Origin of the sequence: Ancylobacter tetraedralis, assembly GCF_014195655.1 — a bacterium.
Lineage (GTDB): Bacteria > Pseudomonadota > Alphaproteobacteria > Rhizobiales > Xanthobacteraceae > Ancylobacter > Ancylobacter tetraedralis.
The window spans coordinates 518,569-536,836 of sequence record NZ_JACICD010000004.1; the positions used below are offsets into that span (position 1 = coordinate 518,569).

Below are 18,268 nucleotides of genomic sequence, written 5' to 3' on the forward strand. Positions count from 1 at the left end.
GCGAAGGCCTTCGTGCATGCCCAGTGATATCGGATCCGTTGCGTTCAAGGTCACGCCGATTCCGGAGTGCCGGACGGAAGGCTTCGAACTGCTGCAACGCCCGGTGTGGATCCTCGATACGGTCCGCATGCGAAAGCACTACGCCAATGCGGCCGCCCGCGCGCTGTGGCAGGTAGCGCCGGGCGAGGAGGCGGAGTTCTTCGCGCGCGATTTCACGCCGCACTCGGCGGCCATTCGCGCGCGCCTCGGCCTCACCATCGACCGTCTGCGCGCGGGCGAGGTGTTCACCGAGCGCTGGTCCTTCTATCCCAAGGGGCAGCCCTTCATGGTGGACTGCCTGATGAGCCCGGTGCGGCTGCCGAACGGCAATGTCGGCATGCTGGTCGAGGCGACCATTCCGGAAATCGAGGCCGCCGAGCGGCGCGGGGTGGAGGCGCTGCGGCACACCGCCGTCATGGTGTCTCTTTATGATGACGAAGGGCGGCTGCTGTTTCGCAACCCGGCGGCGGCGCGCTGCTTTCCCGGTGCCGAGCATCGCTTTCTCGCGGGGTTTTCCGATTCCGCCGAGGGACGGGCGCTGTGGCGGCGGGCCTTCGACCACGAGCCGGCCCGCACCGATGCCTTCCTCGGCAAGACCGCCTCCGGCGACTTCCGCATGCGCACGGCGGCCGGCGAGCGCTGGCACGGCATCGACATCCGCACCACCACCGATCCGGTCAGCGGCAGCATCAGCGTGCTGGTGAACGAGCGCGACATTACCGACCGCATCGAGGCGCATGCACGTTCGGACTATCTCGCCACGCACGATGCCATGACCGGGCTGATCAATCGCAGCCGCTTCATGGAGTTGCTGGAGGCCGCGATGCAGGAGCCGGGCTCGACCGGCGCGCTCATCACGCTCGACCTCGACAATTTCAAGGAAATCAACGACACGCACGGCCACGGGGCGGGCGATGTGGTGCTGCGGGAAATCGGGGCGCGGCTGCGCGCCAACGCCCGTGGCCGTGATTTGTGCGCGCGCGTCGGCGGCGACGAGTTCGCCATCCTGCTTCCGGGCATGTCCGATCCCGAGCTGCTGCTGTGCCGCGCGGCGGAGATCGACCTGCGGCTGAGCAAGATCATCGTCGATCCGCTGTCCGATGGCGCCTTCACGCTGGCGGCCAGTTTCGGCATCGCCTGCTGGCCGCAGGACGGCAGCAGCCCGGATGCGCTGCAGCGCAATGCCGACCTCGCGCTCTATGCCGCCAAGAGCGAGACCGGCCGGCGCATCCGCCGTTTCGACATGGCGTTGCGCCGCACCGCCGACCAGCGCCACCAGTGCATCCAGGATCTCGGGCTGGCGCTGGCCAATGATGCGTTCGAGGTGCATTTCCAGCCGATCGTCGAGCTCTCGACCGCACGGCTGGTGGGGTTCGAGGCGTTGCTGCGCTGGCAGCACCCGGTGCACGGGATGCAGCTGCCGGACATGTTCGTCCCGGCGGCGGAGAGCGTGGGGCTGATGGCGCCGATCGGCGGGGTGATGCTGGGCAAGACCTGCGCGCAGATCCGCGCCTGGCTGGATCAGGGGCTGGATCCCGGCCGGGTGGCGGTCAACCTCTCGGCCAACCAGTTCCGCGACCCGCGCCTCGCCGAGCAACTCATCGAGATGGTGCGCGCGGCCGGGCTCACCCCCGCGCAGATCGAGTTCGAAGTGCCCGAGACCGTGACTCTCGGCCGCCGTGGCGAGATGGTGCTGGCGACGCTTTCCAGCCTGCGCGAGAGTGGCTTCGGCATTGCGCTGGACGATTTCGGCACCGGCCATGCCTCGCTCACCCACCTGCGCCGGCTGCCGGTCGGTAAGATCAAGATCGATCGCAGCTTCATCGCGGACATGGAACGTTCCGCCGACGATCGCGCCATCGTCCATGCGGTGGTGGCGCTGGGGCGAGAGCTTGGCATGAAGGTGCTGGCGGAAGGCATCGAGAACGAGGGGCAGCGGGCGCTGCTGGTGTCGATCGGCTGCGATCTCGGGCAGGGCTTCCACCATGGCCGCCCGATGGACGGGGAAACGGCGACGCACTGGCTGCGACGCCTCGCGGAGCCTCGGCCCGGCGGCCATTGACCGAGCCCGCGCCGGCGCTCAGTTGCCCGGCAGCACCATCACCGTCGGTGTCAGTGGCAGCGTCTCGCGCGAGAGCACGAGGGTGGGGCTGGCCGAGCGCTCTATGACATATTTGCTGCTGGCGAAGCGCTGCAGGAAGCGTTCCAGCGTGCCTCTGTTGAAATAGTGCATGGGTATCACCACCGGCGCCTCCAGCGCCTTCAGCACCTCGACCATGCCGTCGACATCCAGCGTGTAGCTGCCATCGACCGGGGCCAGCACCACGTCGATGCGCCCCAGCGCGCCGAGGTCCTCCTGCGTGAGTGTGTGATGCAGATGGCCGAGATGGGCGATGCACAGATCCGCCGCGCGGAAGATGAAGATGGAATTGCCGTTGCGGATCGTGCCGCCTTCCCAGTCGCGGATATTGGTCGGCAGGTTGCCGATCCAGAGGTCTCCGACCTCCAGATCGTAGCGCGCGGCCTCGCGATCCTCGCGCCAGCCCTTGAGCACATGCTCGATGCCGGGATCCGGGTTGAGCGAGTAATGCGTCGAGTGGGCGCGGTTCATGGTGGCCACGCGCGGGACCGTGGCGGGGCGCACATAGTCGTTATAGTCCGTCACCACGCTCACGCCGCCGGCGGTCTCGATGAGGAAGGTCGAGTGGCCGACATAGGTGAGGCTGACCTCCCTCGCTCCGGGATAGGCGGCCGGCAAGGTCAGCGGGGCGCGGGGGGCGAGGAAGGGACTGCGCGCCACCAGCTTGGGGCAGCGATCGGCCTGCGCCTGCGCGGGCGCCGCCGCGAAGGGCGCGGCGAGGACGCAGAGCAGGAGAAGGCACACGGTCGCGACGCGCGTCATGACGAAACCCCGGTCTGGTGACCCGTGCATCATCAGACGCGCCGCGCGGCCGCGCGAGTAACAGTTTCGTGCCGCCGCGCGCGCGGCCGCGCCGGGCCGCGGTCAGCGCAGGAACGGGTTGGTCCGCTTCTCCAGCGCGATGTTGGAGGCCGAGCCGTGGCCGGGCAGAATGGTGAAGGCGTCGCCGAGCGGGAGAATCTTGCCCTTGATTCCCTCGATCAGCAGCGCGGAATCGCCATAGGGAAAATCGGTCCGCCCGACCGAGCGCTGAAACAGCGTGTCGCCGACGATGGCGAGCTTGTTGTCGCGATTGACCAGCACGATATGGCCGGGCGTGTGGCCGGGCACATGCAGGATCTCGAAGCCGACGCCGCCAATGTCCACCATGTCGCCCTCGCTCAGCCAGCGATCGGGCGTGACCACGCGGCCGGGAATGCCGGTGCGCTCGCCAGCGGTCGGCAGGTCGTCGAGCAGGAACCTGTCGGCCTCATGCGGGCCCTCGACCGGGATCTTCAGCGTCTCGGCGAGTTCGGCGGCGCCGGCGGCGTGGTCGATATGGCCGTGGGTGAGCACGATCTTCTCCGCCGTCACCTCCAGCTCCTCCAGCGCGGCGAGGATGCGCGGCAGGTCGCCGCCCGGGTCGATCACCGCCCCCCGCTTGGTGGTTTCGTCCCAGACGATCGAGCAGTTCTGCTGGAACGGCGTGACGGGTATGACGGCGACCTTCAATTGCGGCATGACGGCTCCTGGGGGATCGGGCGGCCGGAATGTGGTGGATCATAGGCCCGCACGCAAGGCGCCCGGCCTGCCAGGGCCGGCACACGCGCCGGCACACCCGCCGCCATGGCCGCGCCTGCCGTGCGGCTGTGCCTTGTGGCGTCACGGCGCCAATGCTATCCCGCGCCCATGAGCACCGAACCCATCGACAACATCCGTAACTTCTCCATCGTCGCCCATATCGACCATGGAAAGTCGACTCTCGCCGACCGCCTGATCCAGATCACCGGCGGGCTGTCGGAGCGCGAGATGTCCGAGCAGGTGCTCGACAGCATGGATATCGAGCGCGAGCGCGGCATCACCATCAAGGCGCAGACGGTGCGGCTGTCCTACACGGCCAAGGACGGCAAGGATTACGTCCTCAACCTCATCGACACGCCCGGCCATGTGGACTTCGCCTATGAGGTGAACCGCTCGCTGGCCGCCGTCGAGGGCTCGCTGCTGGTGGTGGACGCCAGCCAAGGCGTCGAGGCGCAGACGCTGGCGAACGTCTATCAGGCGATCGACAACAATCACGAGATCGTCCCGGTCCTCAACAAGGTGGACCTGCCGGCAGCCGAGCCGGACAAGGTGAAGGCGCAGATCGAGGACGTGATCGGCCTCGATGCCTCAAATGCCGTGCTCATCTCGGCCAAGACCGGCCTTGGCATTCCCGATGTGCTGGAAGCCATCGTCACGCGCCTGCCGCCGCCCAAGGGCGACCGCGATGCCCCGCTCAAGGCGCTGCTGGTCGATTCTTGGTATGACGTCTATCTCGGCGTCGTCGTGCTGGTGCGCATCGTCGACGGCGTGATGAAGAAGGGCCAGCGCATCAAGATGATGCGGACCGAGGCCGTCTATGACGTCGACCGCGTCGGCGTGTTCACGCCCAAGCTCACCGTCATGTCGCAGCTCGGTCCGGGCGAGATCGGCTTCCTCACCGGCTCGATCAAGGAAGTGGCCGATACCCGTGTCGGCGACACCATCACCGACGAGAAGCGCCCGACCGCCGAGGCGCTGCCGGGCTTCAAGCCGGCGCAGCCGGTGGTGTTCTGCGGCCTGTTCCCGGTCGATGCCGCCGATTTCGAGGACCTGCGCGCCGCCATGGGCAAGCTGCGCCTCAACGACGCGTCGTTCTCCTTCGAGATGGAAACCTCGGCCGCGCTGGGCTTCGGCTTCCGCTGCGGCTTCCTCGGCCTCCTGCATCTGGAGATCATCCAGGAGCGGCTGGAGCGCGAGTTCAACCTCGACCTCATCGCCACCGCGCCCTCGGTCATCTACGAAATCGAGATGAATGACGGCACGATGATCGATCTGCACAACCCGGCCGACATGCCGGATGTGGTGAAGATCAAGGAAATCCGCGAGCCGTGGATCCGCGCCGTCATCCTCACCCCCGACGAGTATCTCGGCGCGGTGCTCAAGCTCTGCCAGGACCGGCGCGGCACGCAGGTCGAGCTCACCTATGTCGGCTCGCGCGCCATGGTCACCTATGACCTGCCGCTCAACGAGGTGGTGTTCGACTTCTATGATCGGCTGAAGTCGATCTCGAAGGGCTACGCCTCGTTCGACTACCAGATCACCGACTATCGCGTGGGCGACCTCGTGAAGATGTCGATCCTGGTCAATGCCGAGCCGGTCGACGCGCTCTCCATGCTGGTGCACCGCACCCGCGCGGAATATCGCGGCCGGGCGATGTGCGAGAAGCTGAAGGATCTCATCCCGCAGCACCTGTTCCAGATCCCGATCCAGGCGGCGATCGGCGCCAAGATCATTGCCCGCGAGACCATCAAGGCGCTGCGCAAGGACGTGACCGCCAAGTGCTATGGCGGCGACATCTCGCGCAAGCGCAAGCTTCTGGAGAAGCAGAAGGAAGGCAAGAAGAAGATGCGCCAGTTCGGCCGCGTCGAGATTCCGCAGGAAGCCTTCATCGCCGCGCTCAAGGTGGACGACTGAGCGCGGCTGTCCAAGCGCCGCCTTTCGTGCTCAGATCCTCCTCCCCCAGGCACGAAAGGGAGACTCGATCATGCACAAGTTCGAAATCTACAAGGACAAGGCCGGGGAATTCCGCTTCCGCTTCAAGGCGTCCAACGGCGAGACGATGTTCTCCTCCGAGGGCTACAAGGCGCGCGCTTCTGCCGTGAGCGCCATCGAATCGATCAAGAAGAACGCGCCGGGCGCCGAAACGGTGGATACCACCCGGGAAGCCAAGGAAGGCGCGTGAGCGGGCAGCCGCTCGAACGGCAGCGCGTGTGAGGCCACGGGGCGGGAGCGTCCCGGCCAGGCGAGCAGCAAAAAGGCCGGGCGCTGGCCCGGCCTTTTCGTTGAGGGGGATGCCCGTTCAGATCACATAGGGCGGAACGTGGTAATACTCGTTCACCTTGCGATCCCAGTTGCGATCTTCCCACGAGCCCCCATTGGCGCTGGTGTGGTGGGGCGCGCCCTGAAGCTGCTCGTCGGTCATGTCGACGACATAGCCGTCCAGCGACTCGTCATATTTCAGCAGCGACCACGGCAGCGGGTAATAATCCTCGCCGAAGCCGAGGAACCCTCCGAAGCTCATGACCGCATAGGCGGTCTGGCCGCTCAGCTTGTCGATCATCACCCGGGCGATGGAGCCGATGCGATCGCCATTGGGGCGATAGACGGCGGTACCCTCGACCTTGTCGCTGCCGATCAGCGTCATGGTTTCGCGGTTCTCGAGATTGTGCTGCGTGCTTTGCATCGAAAGCCTCCCTTTGTTTGCTCAGCTGCGATGTGAGGAAAACAGCCGACCTGCCCTTGCGTTCCACGATTAAATCGATTTCTGCGCGTTCATTTTATTTGGATGTGCTTGGAAAGTGAGTGAACCATCGCCGACTTCATCTTGATACCGTCGTGATCAAGAGGCGCGCACGGCGGTGCCCGCAGCGTGGGCGGATGTTATGCTATCCCCCGCAGCGGAGCGGAGAATCAGCGCGTGGGGAGCGAGATGGGCGGCAAGGGGAGTGGGACAGGGCTGACGCGCCGCGCGGCGCTGGTGGGTGTCGCGGTGGCCGGTGCCGGGTTGATGGGCCTCGGCATGGGTTCCGCCAAGGCGCAGGACGCGGAACTGGAAGCGATCGCCGCGCTCAAGCCCGGGCAGTATGTGTGGTACCCCGACCGCGCGCCCGACGGTTTCGTCGCCATCATCGTCTCGCTGCCGGACCAGCGCTGCTATGTCTATCGCAATGGAGTGCGCATCGGTGTCTCCACCTGCTCCACCGGCCGGGAGGGGCATGAGACGCCGGTCGGGATCTTCATCATCCTGCAGAAGGATGTCGACCATCACTCCTCGCTCTATGACGATGCGTCGATGCCCTATACCGAGCGCCTGACCTGGTCGGGCGTGTGCCTGCATGCCGGCGGGCTGCCGGGCTATCCGTCCTCGCATGGCTGCGTGCACCTGCCGCTGGAATTTTCCAAGCTGCTGTTCGGCGTCACCCATTACGGCACGCCGGTCATCATCGCCGATTCGCATTCCCAGCCTGTGGATGTGCTGCATCCCGGCCTGGTGCTGCCGGCGGATGCGACCAGCGCGATTCAGACCGATGACCCCAAGAACGCCGACGGAACGCCCGATACCGAGGCTGCGCCAAACCCGGCGGCCGATGCCGTGGCGCTGATCGTCAGCGGCGCCGACAAGACGCTGGTGGCGATCAAGGATGGGGCGGAGGTGCTGACCGCGCCGGTCACCATCAAGGATCCCGGCACGCCGCTCGGCAATGTCGTGTATGTGCTGAAAAAGGTGGGCGGCGACGTCACCTGGACCGCCGTCGGTTTCGAGGGCAACGGCGCCGGGCAGGGCAAGGCGACCAGCGCCATCGACCGCATCACCGTGGCGCCGCAGGCCAACCAGCAACTCGCCAGCCTGTTGGTGCCGGGCTCCACCCTGTTCGTCACCGAACTCTCGGCCGCGCCGGACACGCGCTCCTCCGGCAAGGACTTCGTCGTCCTCTCGCAGGCGATGAGCTGAGGAGGCGTGGATGATGGGCGGCCGTCGCCTTGCGGTTCTGGCCACGCGCGGCCTCGCGCTGGCAGCCATCGCTCTCGCCCTGACGGGGCCTGCCGCACGGGCGCAGGACGTGACGCCGGCCAATGTCGCGCCCCTCGCCGCGCCGACGCCGCGCAATGCCGATAGTGTGACGGCCAAGCAGCTGTTCGGCGCGGTGCGAGGCCCGGCGGACCTCGCGACGCGCTCGATCGGCTTCTATTCCAAGGGTTGCCTCGCCGGCGCGCAGGCGCTGCCGGTGAATGGCAAGACCTGGCAGGCCATGCGCCTCTCCCGCAACCGCAACTGGGGCCACCCGGATCTGGTCGCCTTCCTGGAACGCTTCGCCACGCGCGTTCCCGCGGTCTCGAACTGGCCGGGGATCCTCGTTGGCGACATGTCGCAGCCGCGCGGCGGACCGATGCTCACCGGCCATGCCTCGCACCAGATCGGGCTCGATGCCGATATCTGGCTCACCCCCATGCCCAAGCGCAGCTTCACGGCGGAGGAGCGGGAGACGATCTCCGCCACCATGATCGTCCGGCCCGACCGGCTCGATGTCGACGCCAAGGTGTGGACGCCGGCGCATGTCGCGGTGATCAAGGCCGCGGCGCAGGACCCCGACGTCGAGCGCGTGCTGGTCAACGCGGCGATCAAGAAGGCGCTGTGCCGCGATGCCACCGGCGATCGCTCCTGGTTGCAGAAGGTGCGGCCCTATTGGGGGCACGACTACCACATGCATGTGCGCATCGCGTGCCCCGCGGGCAGTCCGGACTGTCGCGCTCAGGATGCGGTGGTGCCGGGCGATGGCTGCGGCAAGGAACTGGACTGGTGGTTCTCCGACGCGAACCTGCATCCCAGGCCACCCAAGGAGCCGGTGAAGCCGCCGCCGCCCATGATGCTGAAGGACCTGCCGCCCGCCTGCCGCGAGGTGGTGCTGGCGCCGTGAGGGCCCCTTCGGCAAGGCCAACCCTGACGCATGGGTGGCGCCGGAGGCGGCTCCTTCCCCTCTCCCCGCGGGGGAGAGGGTTGGGGTGAGGGGGCTCTGCGCTCGGCCGCCGCGCAGCCCCTCACCGACCCGCTGCGCGGGCCACCTCTCCCCAACGGGAGAGCGAAGACGCCGCAGGGCGAGGGCAGGGCGAGAGATGTCTCGCTGGTTGCGGCGCCTTCAGCCAGCTTCTTCAGCCAGCTTCTTCAGCCACGTGCATCCTGCAGGATCATGCCGGCGGCTTTCTCGGCGATCATGAGGGTCGGTGAATTGGTGTTGCCCGACACGATGGTCGGCATGATCGAGGCATCCGCCACGCGCAGGCCGGTAATGCCGAACACCCGCAGGCGTCCGTCCACCACTGCCATGGGATCGCTCGCCAGCCCCATTTTCGCCGTGCCGACCGGATGGAAGATGGTGGTGCCGATATCGCCGGCCGCGCGCGCCAGCGCCTCTTCGGTGTCAGCGACATCGGGGCCCGGAAGCATCTCGTCCGGTCGATAGGGCGCCAGCGCGGGCTGGGCGACGATGCGGCGGGCGACGCGGATGCTGTCCGCCGCCACCCGGCGATCCTCCTCCGCACTCAGATAGTTCGGCCGGATGCGCGGGGCGGCGGTGCTGTCCGGGCTGGCCAGCGTCAGCGTGCCCCGGCTCTCCGGCCGAAGGTTGCACACGCTCATGGTGAAGGCCGGGAAGCGGTGCAGCGGCTCGCCGAATTTGCCGAGCGAGAGCGGCTGCACGTGGAATTCGAGGTCGGCGCGCTCCTTCTCCGCCCGCGAGCGGGTGAAGATGCCGAGCTGCGAGGGCGCCATGGTGAGCGGCCCGCGCTGGAACAGCGCGAAGTCCAGCCCCATCTTGGCGCGGCCGAACAGCGAGTGATACTGCTCGTTCAGCGTCGGCACGCCGGCGACCTTGTAGATCATGCGGATCTGCAGATGGTCCTGCAGGTTGGCGCCGACGCCCGGCAGGTCCTTCGCGACAGGGATGCCGAGTGGTGCGAGTTCCGCGCCGGGGCCGATGCCGGAGAGCTTCATCAACTGCGGCGAGCCGATGGCGCCAGCGGCAAGGATCACCTCGCCGCGCGTCCGCACGGTGCGGGACATGCCGTTCTGGCGATAGACGACGCCGACCGCACGGCCGTTCTCGATGAGGATCCTCTCGGTGTGGCAGCCGGTCTCCAGCCGCAGATTGGGACGGGAGAGCACGGGCTTGAGAAACCCCCGCGCCGCGCTCCAGCGGAATCCGCGCTTCTGGTTCACCTGGAAATAGGAGGAGCCTTCATTGTCGCCGCCATTGAAATCGGCAACCGGGGCGATGCCCGCCTGGCTGGCGGCTACGCGCACCTCGTCCAGCAGCTTCCAGGTGAGGCGGGGAAATTCCACCCGCCACTCGCCACCCGCGCCATGGAACGCGCCGCCGCCGAGATAATGATCCTCGTGCGACTTGAAGATGGGCAGCACGTCGTCCCAGCCCCAGCCTTCGAGCCCGAGCTGGCGCCAATGGTCGTAATCGGCGGCCTGCCCGCGCATGTAGATCATGGCGTTGATGGCCGAGGAGCCGCCGATGGTCTTGCCGCGCGGATAGTTGAGCGCGCGCCCGTTCAGCCCGGGCTCGGCCTCCGTCTTGAAGCACCAGTCGGCGCGGGGATTGCCGATGGCGAAGAGGTAGCCGACCGGGATGTGGAACCAGATCCAGTTGTCGCGCCCGCCCGCCTCCAGCACCAGCACGCGGTGCTTGGGGTCGGCGGAAAGCCGGTTCGCCAGCACGCAACCCGCCGAGCCGGCGCCGACCACGATGTAGTCATAGCTCTCGGCATCCATCGGCATGGCGGGCTCCCCTGGCGGTTTTCGTTGCCGGCACGCTGCCCGTGGGGCGGGCGGGCGGCAACGGGAAATCGCGCATAAGGGCTGTTCGCAAACGTGCGCAACGGGGCGCCCGCCGGCTGCCGCTACTGCGTCAGCATGCCGGCGAACACGCCGAGCGTGCGGGCGTAGACCTCCGCCTTGTTCCAGCCGAGCAGTGCCTGATAGTTCGGCTCGCCCGGACCCCAGCCGGCGCCGGCCCGCCAGCCATAGCCGCGCAGATAGTTGGCGGTGGAGGCCAGCACGTCCGTCGGGCTGCGCACCAGATCGGCGCGGCCGTCGCCGTCGAAATCGACCGCGAACTTGACGTAGGAACTGGCGAGGAACTGGGTCTGGCCGATTTCGCCGGCCCAGGCGCCGCGCATCTCATCGAGCGTGAGGTCGCCGCGCTGGTAGATGCGCAGCGCGTCGAGCAGCTGGGGCGTGAAGAAATCGCTGCGCCGGCAGTCATAGGACAGGGTGGAGAGCGAGCGCAGGATCGGCATGTTGCCGATATTGGCGCCGTAATCGGTCTCCATGCCCCAGATGGCGACGAGAATGGGGCCGGGAACGCCGTAGCGCCGCTCGATCTGGGCCAGTGCCGAGGCGTAGCGCTGCAGCATCTGCTTGCCCTTGGCGATGCGCCCCTTGCTGATGCGGTTGCGCGAGAATTCCTCGAAGCTCATCTTGAAGTGCTTCTGATTGCGGTCGAGGCTGATCACCTTGGTGTCATAGGTGACGCCGTCCAGCGGGCGCAGCGCGGCGGGGGAAATGCCCTGCGACACGGCCTGCTGGCGGAAATCGCGCATCCAGGCGTCGAAACCCGCGGCATCGTTGCCGCAGGGGGCCGCGAGCGCCGGCCCCGCCACGAGCGGCGCCAGAAGCGCGGCGACGAGGCCCGCCTTAAACCCCGAACGGCAGCCCATCCGGCGCCCCGCCTGTTTCATCCGGTTGACGATATGTCCGATCATGGCCGATCCCCGCGACAGCGTTCTCGCGCGCAGCATGCACGAGGAAGATGAACGCACGGTATCCGTGCGAGCTCAGATGCGAGCTCAGATGCCGATCCGTCCGAAGCCGGGCAGCTTGATGCCGGGCCGGCGCAGATCGAGCCCGGCAACGGCGCCGAGCAGGTTGAACTCGATGCCCTCGACCCAGGCGAGCGTGAGCCCGGCATAGCCGCCCAGCGTGAGGCGGATCCCGGTGCGCGACGGCGCCGGGCCCACCCAGCGACCATCGACCGGGAAATCCTTGCCGATGGCGGTGGAGGGCAGGGCGGCGGCCATTTCCGGCACCTGCGCGACGATATGGGCGATGAAGGTGTTGGAGTTCGGGCCCGGCCATGCACGATAGTCGCCGGCCTCGGCAAAGGGATAGGAGGCGATGGCGGCCCGCAGCTTCGGGATCAGCCGCTCCACCGCCTCGCCTTCCAGCGCGAAGACCAGCTGCGGCGGGTTGCCATACCAGCGCGCATCGGGCGGGCGGATATTGTGGCGCACCGGCGCGCCGCTCCACCCGACCACGTCGTAGCGGTCATAGCCATCCGCGCCCGCCGGCTTGAACACGATCCAGCTATGGACCGCGAAGATGGAGCGCCAGCGCCCCACCCGGGCGGCATAGATGCGCACCAGCGCCGGAGACGCCTGCGTGGCCGGCGGCAGCGAGCCGGTGCTGGACCAGTCGGCGTTGCCCCAGTTCCGCGTCCAGTCGACCGCGTGCCACTGCACGAGCGCATGGGCGCCGAGCGGCAGGCCGAATCCGAGCAGCAAGGCGAGGACACCGATGCGGAAGGCGCGAAACATGCCCCATGGCTTCGCCCGGGAAGCGGATCTGCACAAGTCCTTGCCGCATCGCACGCGAAAACGTGTCCGCTTTTTGCGAATGGTTCGCAATCGCATTGACACCACCCGGCAGAGCGCGCATGTTTTTTGCGACTAATTCGCAATAGCGAGAATGAACGATGCTGGATCGGTTGCAGGCAGGCGAGGGCTCGGGCGAGGGCGCGGGTTGGCGGCGAGAGCGAGGCGATCCGGCGCTCGCGGAGGTGCATGGCAGCATCAATGTTCCGAAGAAGTCGGGCATCTGGCGCTTCTTCGCCTTCATGGGGCCGGGCTATCTCGTCGCCACCGGCTACATGGACCCCGGCAACTGGGCGACCTCGCTGGCTGGCGGCTCCAAGTTCGGCTACGCGCTGCTCACCGTCGCGCTGCTCTCCAACATGATCGCCATCCTGCTGCAGGCGCTGTGCTCCCGGCTCGGCGTCGCCTCGGGTCGCGACCTCGCGCAGGCCTGCCGCGATGCCTTCCCGCGGCCGGTGAGCTTCGTGCTGTGGATTCTGGCGGAGGCGGCGATCTGCGCCACCGACCTTGCCGAGGTCATCGGCACGGCCATCGGCCTCAACCTGTTATTCGGCATTCCGCTCGAGATCGGCGTCATCATCACCGCGCTCGATGTGTTCCTGATCCTGTGGCTGCAGACGCTCGGCTTCCGCTTCGTGGAGGCACTGGTGGTGGCGCTGCTGGCGGTGATCGCCCTGTGTTTCGGCGTCCAGATCGCGATGGCCGATCCGAACTGGGGCGACGTTATCCGCGGCTTCGCGCCGACCACGGAGATCGTCACCAATCCCGACATGCTCTATCTCGCGCTCGGCATCCTCGGCGCGACGGTGATGCCGCATAATCTCTACCTGCACTCGGCCATCGTGCAGACGCGGCGTCACGACAACACGCTCGAGGGCAAGCGCGAGGCGATCAAGCTCGCCACCTGGGATTCCACGCTGGCGCTGATGTTCGCGCTGACGATCAACGCCTCGATCCTCATTCTCGCGGCGTCCGCCTTCCATCATGGCGGTGCGGGTGAGGTGGCGGATCTGGGCAAGGCGCACGAACTGCTCAACCCGCTGCTCGGCAGCGCCTGGGCGCCGACGCTGTTCGCCATCGCGCTGCTGTGCTGCGGCCTCAACTCCACCGTGACGGCCACCATAGCCGGACAGGCCGTGATGGAGGGCTTCCTGCAGATCCGGCTGGCGCCATGGCTGCGCCGGCTCATCACCCGCTCCATCGCCATCGTGCCGGCGGCGGGGGTGACGATCGCCTATGGCGAGAGCGGGGCGGGATCGCTGCTGATCCTCAGCCAGGTGGTTCTCAGCCTGCAACTGCCCTTCGCCGTGGTGCCGCTGATCCTGTTCACGGCGAACCGCGCCAAGATGGGCACGCTCGCCGCGCCGCGCTGGCAGATTGTTCTCGCCTCGCTTGCCGCCACGCTGATCATCGCGCTCAACATGAAGCTGCTCTACGACTTCTTCCTCGGCGCCTGATCACGGCTGCATGAGCGCCGGCGCGCCTGTCACGCGGCGTCTTGCGCCGGCGCGGCTCTCGCGCTCTCATGGCCCGGCTGCGTCGCGCCGCAACCGGGGAGGGCGAGGGTGGAGAGCGGAACCAGTTTCTTCGGCGACCTGCTCGGCTCCATTGCCGAGCGTGGCCGGGCGCTGCTCGACCTCGGGCGCGAGCGTCGGCCGGCCGGCGCGGTGCGGGCGGACGGCATCATCGATCTGTGCGAGCGGCTGCTGTCGGGCCGGGGCGAGGCCTCGGGCGTCGCGCTGGCACGCGAGATCCTCACCGCCTATGCGGCGCTGAAGACCGGTGAGCGGGTGGCCTTCTTCGAGGCGCTGGCGCGGTCCTTCGGGCCCGACGCGGCCCGGCTCGACGCGGCCATCGCCGCCCATGCCGCCAGTCCTTCCACCCGCACGGTGGCCGAACTCCACGCCGCCAGCGAGCCGCGCCGGCAGGAACTGATCCGCCGGTTCAACCTCGCGCCCGGCGCGACCGCCCGGCTGGTGGCCATGCGGGCGGATCTTCTGGATTGTCTGGCCCGCCGCGCGGATCTTGTCGAAGTCGACCGCGATTTCGTGCATCTCTTCGCTTCGTGGTTCAATCGGGGGTTTCTCGTGCTGCGCCGGATCGACTGGTCGACGCCCGCCAACGTTCTGGAAAAGATCATCCGCTACGAGGCCGTGCACGAGATTCGCGACTGGAACGACCTGCGGGCCCGCGTCGATTCACCGGACCGGCGCTGCTACGCCTTCTTCCACCCCGCCCTGGTGGATGAGCCGCTGATCTTCGTCGAGGTGGCGCTCACCCGCGAGCCGCCGGCTGCCATCGCGCCGATCCTGGCAACCGGGCGCACCCCGCTCGATCCGGCGAACGCCCGGACCGCGGTGTTCTATTCGATCTCGAACTGCCAGCGCGGGCTCGGGGGCGTCACCTTCGGCAATTTCCTCATCAAGCAGGTGGTGGAGGAAATTTCCCGCGAGTTCGCCAACCTCTCGACCTTCGTCACCCTGTCGCCGGTGCCGGCCTTCCGCGCGTGGCTGGATGGGGAGCGCCAGAATGACGCCTCGCGCCTCCTCACCGCGGAGGACCGCGCCGCGCTCGCCGCCATGGACGCGCCGGAGGGCCCCGATGACGCCGCCCGCGCGGCGCTGCGCCCGCTCATCGAGGCGCTGGCGGCGCATTTTTTCCTGATCGCCCGTTCGCCCAAGGGCCGGCCGCTCGATCCCGTCGCGCGCTTCCACCTTGGCAATGGCGCCCGGCTGGAACGCATCAACCCGTTCGGCGATCTCTCCGCGCGCGGCCTGCAGCAGGCGGCCGGGCTGATGGTGAACTACCGCTACATCCTCGCCGATATCGAGACGAACCACGAGGCGTTCTTCGACAAGGGCGAGATCGTCGCCAGCAGCGCCGTGCGCAAGCGGCTGCGAGCCGAGAGCGAGGCGCGGCCCGCCGCCGTCAAGGAAACGGCGGGCTGATTGGCGCGGATTTCCGTGACGATCGCCAGTGCCCAGCCGGCTATGCCTTCCCGCAGAAGTGATGATCGAGCACGGCGATGATGTCCTTGGCCGCTTCACTGTCGATGAAATAATGCAGCGTGCGGTGCTCGCGGCGGAAGGAGACGATCTTTTCTTCCTTCAGCTTGGCGAGATGCTGGGACATTGAGGTTTGCGGAATCCCCGTCGCCGCAATCAGCTGCGAAACGCTGCGCTCTCCCCTGGCCAGTTCACAGAGGATCAGCAAGCGGTGCGCGTTTGCCAGCCCTTTCAGAAAGGCGGCGACATGGTCCGCCTTGGCGGCCATGCCGTCCAGCGCACCCGCATCCTCGATCGACCGCATAGGTGACTGTCCCGATGTCAATTCAGAAGCATATAATATCATAAAAACATAAATCGACGATCGACGGATGGATGCCGATCATGAGCAAGGACTACCCCGCGCTGACCCGCGACATTGCCCAGTACACGGGCGAACTGAGGAAGCTCGTTCCCGAAACCATGCATAGCTTCTACGCGCTCTCGCGCGCGGCGGGCGCCAACGGTCGGATCGATGCCAAGACCAAGGAGCTGATCGCGCTTGCCATCGGCATCACCCAGCGTTGCGACGGCTGCATCGGCTTTCATATCAAGGCATTGCACGGCATGGGCGCCAGCCGCGAGGAGGTGGCCGAGGTTGCGGCCATGAGCATCTATATGGGCGGAGGGCCGGCGCTGATGTATGCCGCCGATGCGCTGAGGGCCTTCGACCAGTTCGACGTGCCGGCCGTCTGAGCCTGCGACGGGCCCGGCGCCCTTGACAGGGGGGCCGGGCTTATGCCCGATGCCCGCACCCTGGCTGTCGGGAGAACCCTGCGTCCCATGCGTTTCCTACCCCATCTCCTGAAGCGGTTCGTCCACAAGGGGCGCCTCGTCGTCATCGGTCCGGACGGCGTGCGCCACGCGTTCGGCACGGGTGAGGACGGCCCCGAGGTCGTCATGCGCCTCAATGACGACAAGCTGGACCGCGAGCTGTTCTTCAATCCGGAGCTGGTTTCGGCCGAAGCCTACATGGATGGACGGCTGACCTTCGAGGACGGCTCCAGCGTCTATGATTTCCTCTATCTGTTCTCGATCAACCGCCGCGGCCTCGCCTCGCACCCGGTGCAGCAAGCGCTCAGGCGCGGCTGGCGGGCCTTCAAGCGCTGGCACCAGTCCAACCCGCTGGGCAAATCGGCCAAGAACGCGCAGAGCCATTACGACCACCCGCCCGAATTCTACCGACTGTGGCTCGACAGCCAGATGATCTACTCGTGCGCCTATTTCCCGACGCCGGAAGCGTCGCTGGAAGAGGCGCAGGAGGCCAAGCTGCGCCATATCGCGGCGAAGCTGAAGCTGGAGCCCGGCATGCGCGTGGCCGAGATCGGCTCGGGCTGGGGCGCGCTGGCCATCTATCTCGCCAAGCTCGGCGTGCATGTGACCGCCATCAATGTCGCCACGGAGCAACTGGCGGAATCGAAGAAGCGGGCCGAGGCGGCGGGCGTGCTCGACCGCATCACCTTCTTCGAGCGCGATTATCGCGAACTGACCGGCACCTATGACCGCATCGTCTCGGTCGGCATGATGGAACATGTCGGCGTCAATCATTTCGACGAGTATTTCGGCACCGTAAAGCGGCTGCTGGCGCCCGGCGGCTTCGCCATGATCCACGCCATCGGGCGCATGTCACCGCCCGGCACCACGGCGCCGTTCATACGCAAATACATCTTCCCCGGCGGCTATGTGCCGGCCATGTCGGAAGTGTTCACCTCGCTGGAGCGGGTCGGGCTGTGGACCGCCGACTGCGAGATCCTGCGGCTGCACTATTACTGGACCATCCGCCACTGGCGGATCAATTTCGAGGCCAAGCGCCCCGAGGTGGTGGCCATGATGGGCGAGCGCTTCGCCCGCATGTGGGAATTCTATCTCGTCGCCGTCGAGCTGGGCTTCCTGCACGGCTCGAACATGGTCTACCAGCTGCTGCTGTCCAAGGACCGCGACGACGTGCCGGTCATCCGCGATTTCATCGTGGACGAGGAGCGCCGGCTGGCCGCGCCGGACGCCTGAGCATCGGGGCTGGCCGGGATTGTTCCGTTCGATCTCCGGTGGGCCGGCTCAGTTCGGCCGGCCGGTGCCGTAGGCGGCGAGGAAGACGCGGACCGCGCGGTTGACGTTTTCCTCGATCTGCGCCAGCGTCGGTGTGGGGGCGTCGCTGAACAGCAGCGCCTTCACGATGTTGCCTTGGCAGATATTGAAGAAAACGTGAGCGGCGGCGAGTTCATCGTCGAGCTGCAGCCGGCCGAGTTCGGCCTGCTCGTGCAGAAGCTGGGCGAGGCGCTGCCCGCCATGGCAGGGCCCGGCATCATAGAAGGTGCGGCCGATGCGCGGGAATTTCTCGGCGGCGCCCATCACCATGCGCAGCAGGCGGATATGGTCGGGCTGCACCATCATGGTCATGAACGAGGTGCCGATGCGGCGCAGCAGGCCGTCCACGTCGGTGATCGAGGCATCGACGATGAACAGGCTTTCGGCCGAGCGCATGCGATCATTGTGCACCAGCGCTTCGAACAGTTCGGCCTTGCCGCTGAAATAGGCGTAGATCGTCGCCTTGGAGACACCCGCCGTCTTCGCGACCTCGTCCATGCTGGCGCCGTCGAAGCCCTTGTCGAAGAAGACGCGGCGCGCGCCGTCGATGATGTCGCGGCGCTTGGACGATTCAGCGTCGGCGCGCGATGCGCCGCGCCCGGTCGCCATCCCGGCGTCACTCGTGCTCATGGCTTCTCCATCCTCGACACGGGCTTGCGAATGGATCGGGCTCGTGAAGGGCTTGCGTCTGGGGAGTTGACTAGACGGTTTAGTTTGATATGTAAAGTCGTAGATGAACTAAACG

Annotated in this window: 17 protein-coding genes; 9 read left to right on the forward strand and 8 right to left on the reverse strand. The window is 67.1% G+C overall.

What is annotated here, in order from left to right:
• Positions 1-16: 16 nt before the first annotated feature.
• Positions 17-2,101, forward strand: a complete 2,085-nt coding sequence (locus FHS55_RS13465) for a putative bifunctional diguanylate cyclase/phosphodiesterase (RefSeq protein ID WP_183190246.1) — start codon at positions 17-19, stop codon at positions 2,099-2,101.
• An 18-nt stretch (positions 2,102-2,119) separates the two neighbouring features.
• Here FHS55_RS13465 and FHS55_RS13470 read toward each other — a convergent pair whose 3' ends face one another.
• Together FHS55_RS13470 and FHS55_RS13475 are read right to left on the reverse strand one after the other, a co-directional pair.
• Positions 2,120-2,941: an MBL fold metallo-hydrolase gene (locus tag FHS55_RS13470; RefSeq protein ID WP_183190247.1), complete on the reverse strand. Its 822-nt coding sequence runs from the start codon at positions 2,939-2,941 to the stop codon at positions 2,120-2,122.
• A 102-nt stretch (positions 2,942-3,043) separates the two neighbouring features.
• Positions 3,044-3,679 (reverse strand): MBL fold metallo-hydrolase, encoded by a 636-nt coding sequence (locus FHS55_RS13475; protein ID WP_183190248.1) that lies wholly within the window; start codon positions 3,677-3,679, stop codon positions 3,044-3,046.
• Positions 3,680-3,847: 168 nt separating this feature from the next.
• Between FHS55_RS13475 and lepA the strand changes: the two genes are divergently transcribed.
• Positions 3,848-5,653 carry a translation elongation factor 4 gene (gene lepA, locus FHS55_RS13480; protein ID WP_183190249.1) on the forward strand — a complete coding sequence of 602 codons (1,806 nt, stop codon included), beginning with the start codon at positions 3,848-3,850 and terminating at the stop codon, positions 5,651-5,653.
• Between the two features lie 70 nt (positions 5,654-5,723).
• A complete protein-coding gene (locus FHS55_RS13485) occupies positions 5,724-5,921 on the forward strand; it encodes a YegP family protein (protein ID WP_183190250.1) in 198 nt (65 codons plus the stop codon).
• Between the two features lie 117 nt (positions 5,922-6,038).
• On the opposite strand, the gene FHS55_RS13490 is transcribed toward FHS55_RS13485, so the two are convergent.
• Positions 6,039-6,422: a PRC-barrel domain-containing protein gene (locus tag FHS55_RS13490; RefSeq protein ID WP_183190251.1), complete on the reverse strand. Its 384-nt coding sequence runs from the start codon at positions 6,420-6,422 to the stop codon at positions 6,039-6,041.
• A gap of 234 nt (positions 6,423-6,656) precedes the next feature.
• Between FHS55_RS13490 and FHS55_RS13495 the strand changes: the two genes are divergently transcribed.
• Complete coding sequence (locus FHS55_RS13495) at positions 6,657-7,691, forward strand: L,D-transpeptidase (RefSeq protein WP_343056147.1); 1,035 nt, start codon at positions 6,657-6,659, stop codon at positions 7,689-7,691.
• A 10-nt stretch (positions 7,692-7,701) separates the two neighbouring features.
• On the forward strand, positions 7,702-8,655 hold the full coding sequence (gene mepA, locus FHS55_RS13500) for a penicillin-insensitive murein endopeptidase (protein ID WP_246340116.1): 954 nt from the start codon (positions 7,702-7,704) through the stop codon (positions 8,653-8,655).
• Positions 8,656-8,900: 245 nt separating this feature from the next.
• Here the strand turns inward: mepA and FHS55_RS13505 are convergent, their stop codons facing one another.
• The 3 genes from FHS55_RS13505 to FHS55_RS13515 all read right to left on the reverse strand — a co-directional run bounded on the left by FHS55_RS13505 (position 8,901) and on the right by FHS55_RS13515 (position 12,337).
• On the reverse strand, positions 8,901-10,520 hold the full coding sequence (locus FHS55_RS13505) for a GMC family oxidoreductase (protein WP_183190252.1): 1,620 nt from the start codon (positions 10,518-10,520) through the stop codon (positions 8,901-8,903).
• Between the two features lie 122 nt (positions 10,521-10,642).
• Complete coding sequence (locus FHS55_RS13510) at positions 10,643-11,461, reverse strand: lytic murein transglycosylase (RefSeq protein ID WP_425485815.1); 819 nt, start codon at positions 11,459-11,461, stop codon at positions 10,643-10,645.
• Between the two features lie 129 nt (positions 11,462-11,590).
• Positions 11,591-12,337, reverse strand: a complete 747-nt coding sequence (locus FHS55_RS13515) for a DUF3750 domain-containing protein (protein ID WP_183190253.1) — start codon at positions 12,335-12,337, stop codon at positions 11,591-11,593.
• A gap of 158 nt (positions 12,338-12,495) precedes the next feature.
• Between FHS55_RS13515 and FHS55_RS13520 the strand changes: the two genes are divergently transcribed.
• Both FHS55_RS13520 and FHS55_RS13525 read left to right on the forward strand, forming a co-directional pair.
• Positions 12,496-13,851 (forward strand): Nramp family divalent metal transporter, encoded by a 1,356-nt coding sequence (locus FHS55_RS13520; RefSeq protein ID WP_183190254.1) that lies wholly within the window; start codon positions 12,496-12,498, stop codon positions 13,849-13,851.
• A 108-nt stretch (positions 13,852-13,959) separates the two neighbouring features.
• Positions 13,960-15,342 carry a malonyl-CoA decarboxylase domain-containing protein gene (locus tag FHS55_RS13525; protein WP_183190255.1) on the forward strand — a complete coding sequence of 461 codons (1,383 nt, stop codon included), beginning with the start codon at positions 13,960-13,962 and terminating at the stop codon, positions 15,340-15,342.
• Between the two features lie 40 nt (positions 15,343-15,382).
• Here FHS55_RS13525 and FHS55_RS13530 read toward each other — a convergent pair whose 3' ends face one another.
• Positions 15,383-15,703 carry an ArsR/SmtB family transcription factor gene (locus tag FHS55_RS13530; protein ID WP_183190256.1) on the reverse strand — a complete coding sequence of 107 codons (321 nt, stop codon included), beginning with the start codon at positions 15,701-15,703 and terminating at the stop codon, positions 15,383-15,385.
• A gap of 80 nt (positions 15,704-15,783) precedes the next feature.
• Between FHS55_RS13530 and FHS55_RS13535 the strand changes: the two genes are divergently transcribed.
• Positions 15,784-16,134, forward strand: coding sequence for a carboxymuconolactone decarboxylase family protein (locus FHS55_RS13535; RefSeq protein WP_183190257.1), 351 nt, complete (start codon positions 15,784-15,786; stop codon positions 16,132-16,134).
• A gap of 87 nt (positions 16,135-16,221) precedes the next feature.
• Positions 16,222-17,445, forward strand: a complete 1,224-nt coding sequence (locus tag FHS55_RS13540; RefSeq protein WP_183190258.1) for an SAM-dependent methyltransferase — start codon at positions 16,222-16,224, stop codon at positions 17,443-17,445.
• 48 nt (positions 17,446-17,493) lie between these two features.
• On the opposite strand, the gene FHS55_RS13545 is transcribed toward FHS55_RS13540, so the two are convergent.
• Positions 17,494-18,153: a TetR/AcrR family transcriptional regulator gene (locus FHS55_RS13545; RefSeq protein WP_183190259.1), complete on the reverse strand. Its 660-nt coding sequence runs from the start codon at positions 18,151-18,153 to the stop codon at positions 17,494-17,496.
• Between the last annotated feature and the right edge of the window lie 115 nt (positions 18,154-18,268).

Excerpts from the sequence above, each read along its gene's own strand:
- FHS55_RS13490 (WP_183190251.1), bottom strand. The coding sequence starts at position 6,422 with ATGCAAAGCACGCAGCACAATCTCGAGAACCGCGAAACCATGACGCTG.
- FHS55_RS13530 (WP_183190256.1), bottom strand. The coding sequence starts at position 15,703 with ATGCGGTCGATCGAGGATGCGGGTGCGCTGGACGGCATGGCCGCCAAG.
- FHS55_RS13485 (WP_183190250.1), top strand. The coding sequence starts at position 5,724 with ATGCACAAGTTCGAAATCTACAAGGACAAGGCCGGGGAATTCCGCTTC.
- FHS55_RS13510 (WP_425485815.1), bottom strand. The coding sequence starts at position 11,461 with ATGGGCTGCCGTTCGGGGTTTAAGGCGGGCCTCGTCGCCGCGCTTCTG.
- FHS55_RS13545 (WP_183190259.1), bottom strand. The coding sequence starts at position 18,153 with ATGAGCACGAGTGACGCCGGGATGGCGACCGGGCGCGGCGCATCGCGC.
- FHS55_RS13540 (WP_183190258.1), top strand. The coding sequence starts at position 16,222 with ATGCGTTTCCTACCCCATCTCCTGAAGCGGTTCGTCCACAAGGGGCGC.
- lepA (WP_183190249.1), top strand. The coding sequence starts at position 3,848 with ATGAGCACCGAACCCATCGACAACATCCGTAACTTCTCCATCGTCGCC.
- FHS55_RS13475 (WP_183190248.1), bottom strand. The coding sequence starts at position 3,679 with ATGCCGCAATTGAAGGTCGCCGTCATACCCGTCACGCCGTTCCAGCAG.
- FHS55_RS13505 (WP_183190252.1), bottom strand. The coding sequence starts at position 10,520 with ATGCCGATGGATGCCGAGAGCTATGACTACATCGTGGTCGGCGCCGGC.
- FHS55_RS13465 (WP_183190246.1), top strand. The coding sequence starts at position 17 with ATGCCCAGTGATATCGGATCCGTTGCGTTCAAGGTCACGCCGATTCCG.
- FHS55_RS13535 (WP_183190257.1), top strand. The coding sequence starts at position 15,784 with ATGAGCAAGGACTACCCCGCGCTGACCCGCGACATTGCCCAGTACACG.
- mepA (WP_246340116.1), top strand. The coding sequence starts at position 7,702 with ATGATGGGCGGCCGTCGCCTTGCGGTTCTGGCCACGCGCGGCCTCGCG.
- FHS55_RS13515 (WP_183190253.1), bottom strand. The coding sequence starts at position 12,337 with ATGTTTCGCGCCTTCCGCATCGGTGTCCTCGCCTTGCTGCTCGGATTC.
- FHS55_RS13470 (WP_183190247.1), bottom strand. The coding sequence starts at position 2,941 with ATGACGCGCGTCGCGACCGTGTGCCTTCTCCTGCTCTGCGTCCTCGCC.
- FHS55_RS13520 (WP_183190254.1), top strand. The coding sequence starts at position 12,496 with ATGCTGGATCGGTTGCAGGCAGGCGAGGGCTCGGGCGAGGGCGCGGGT.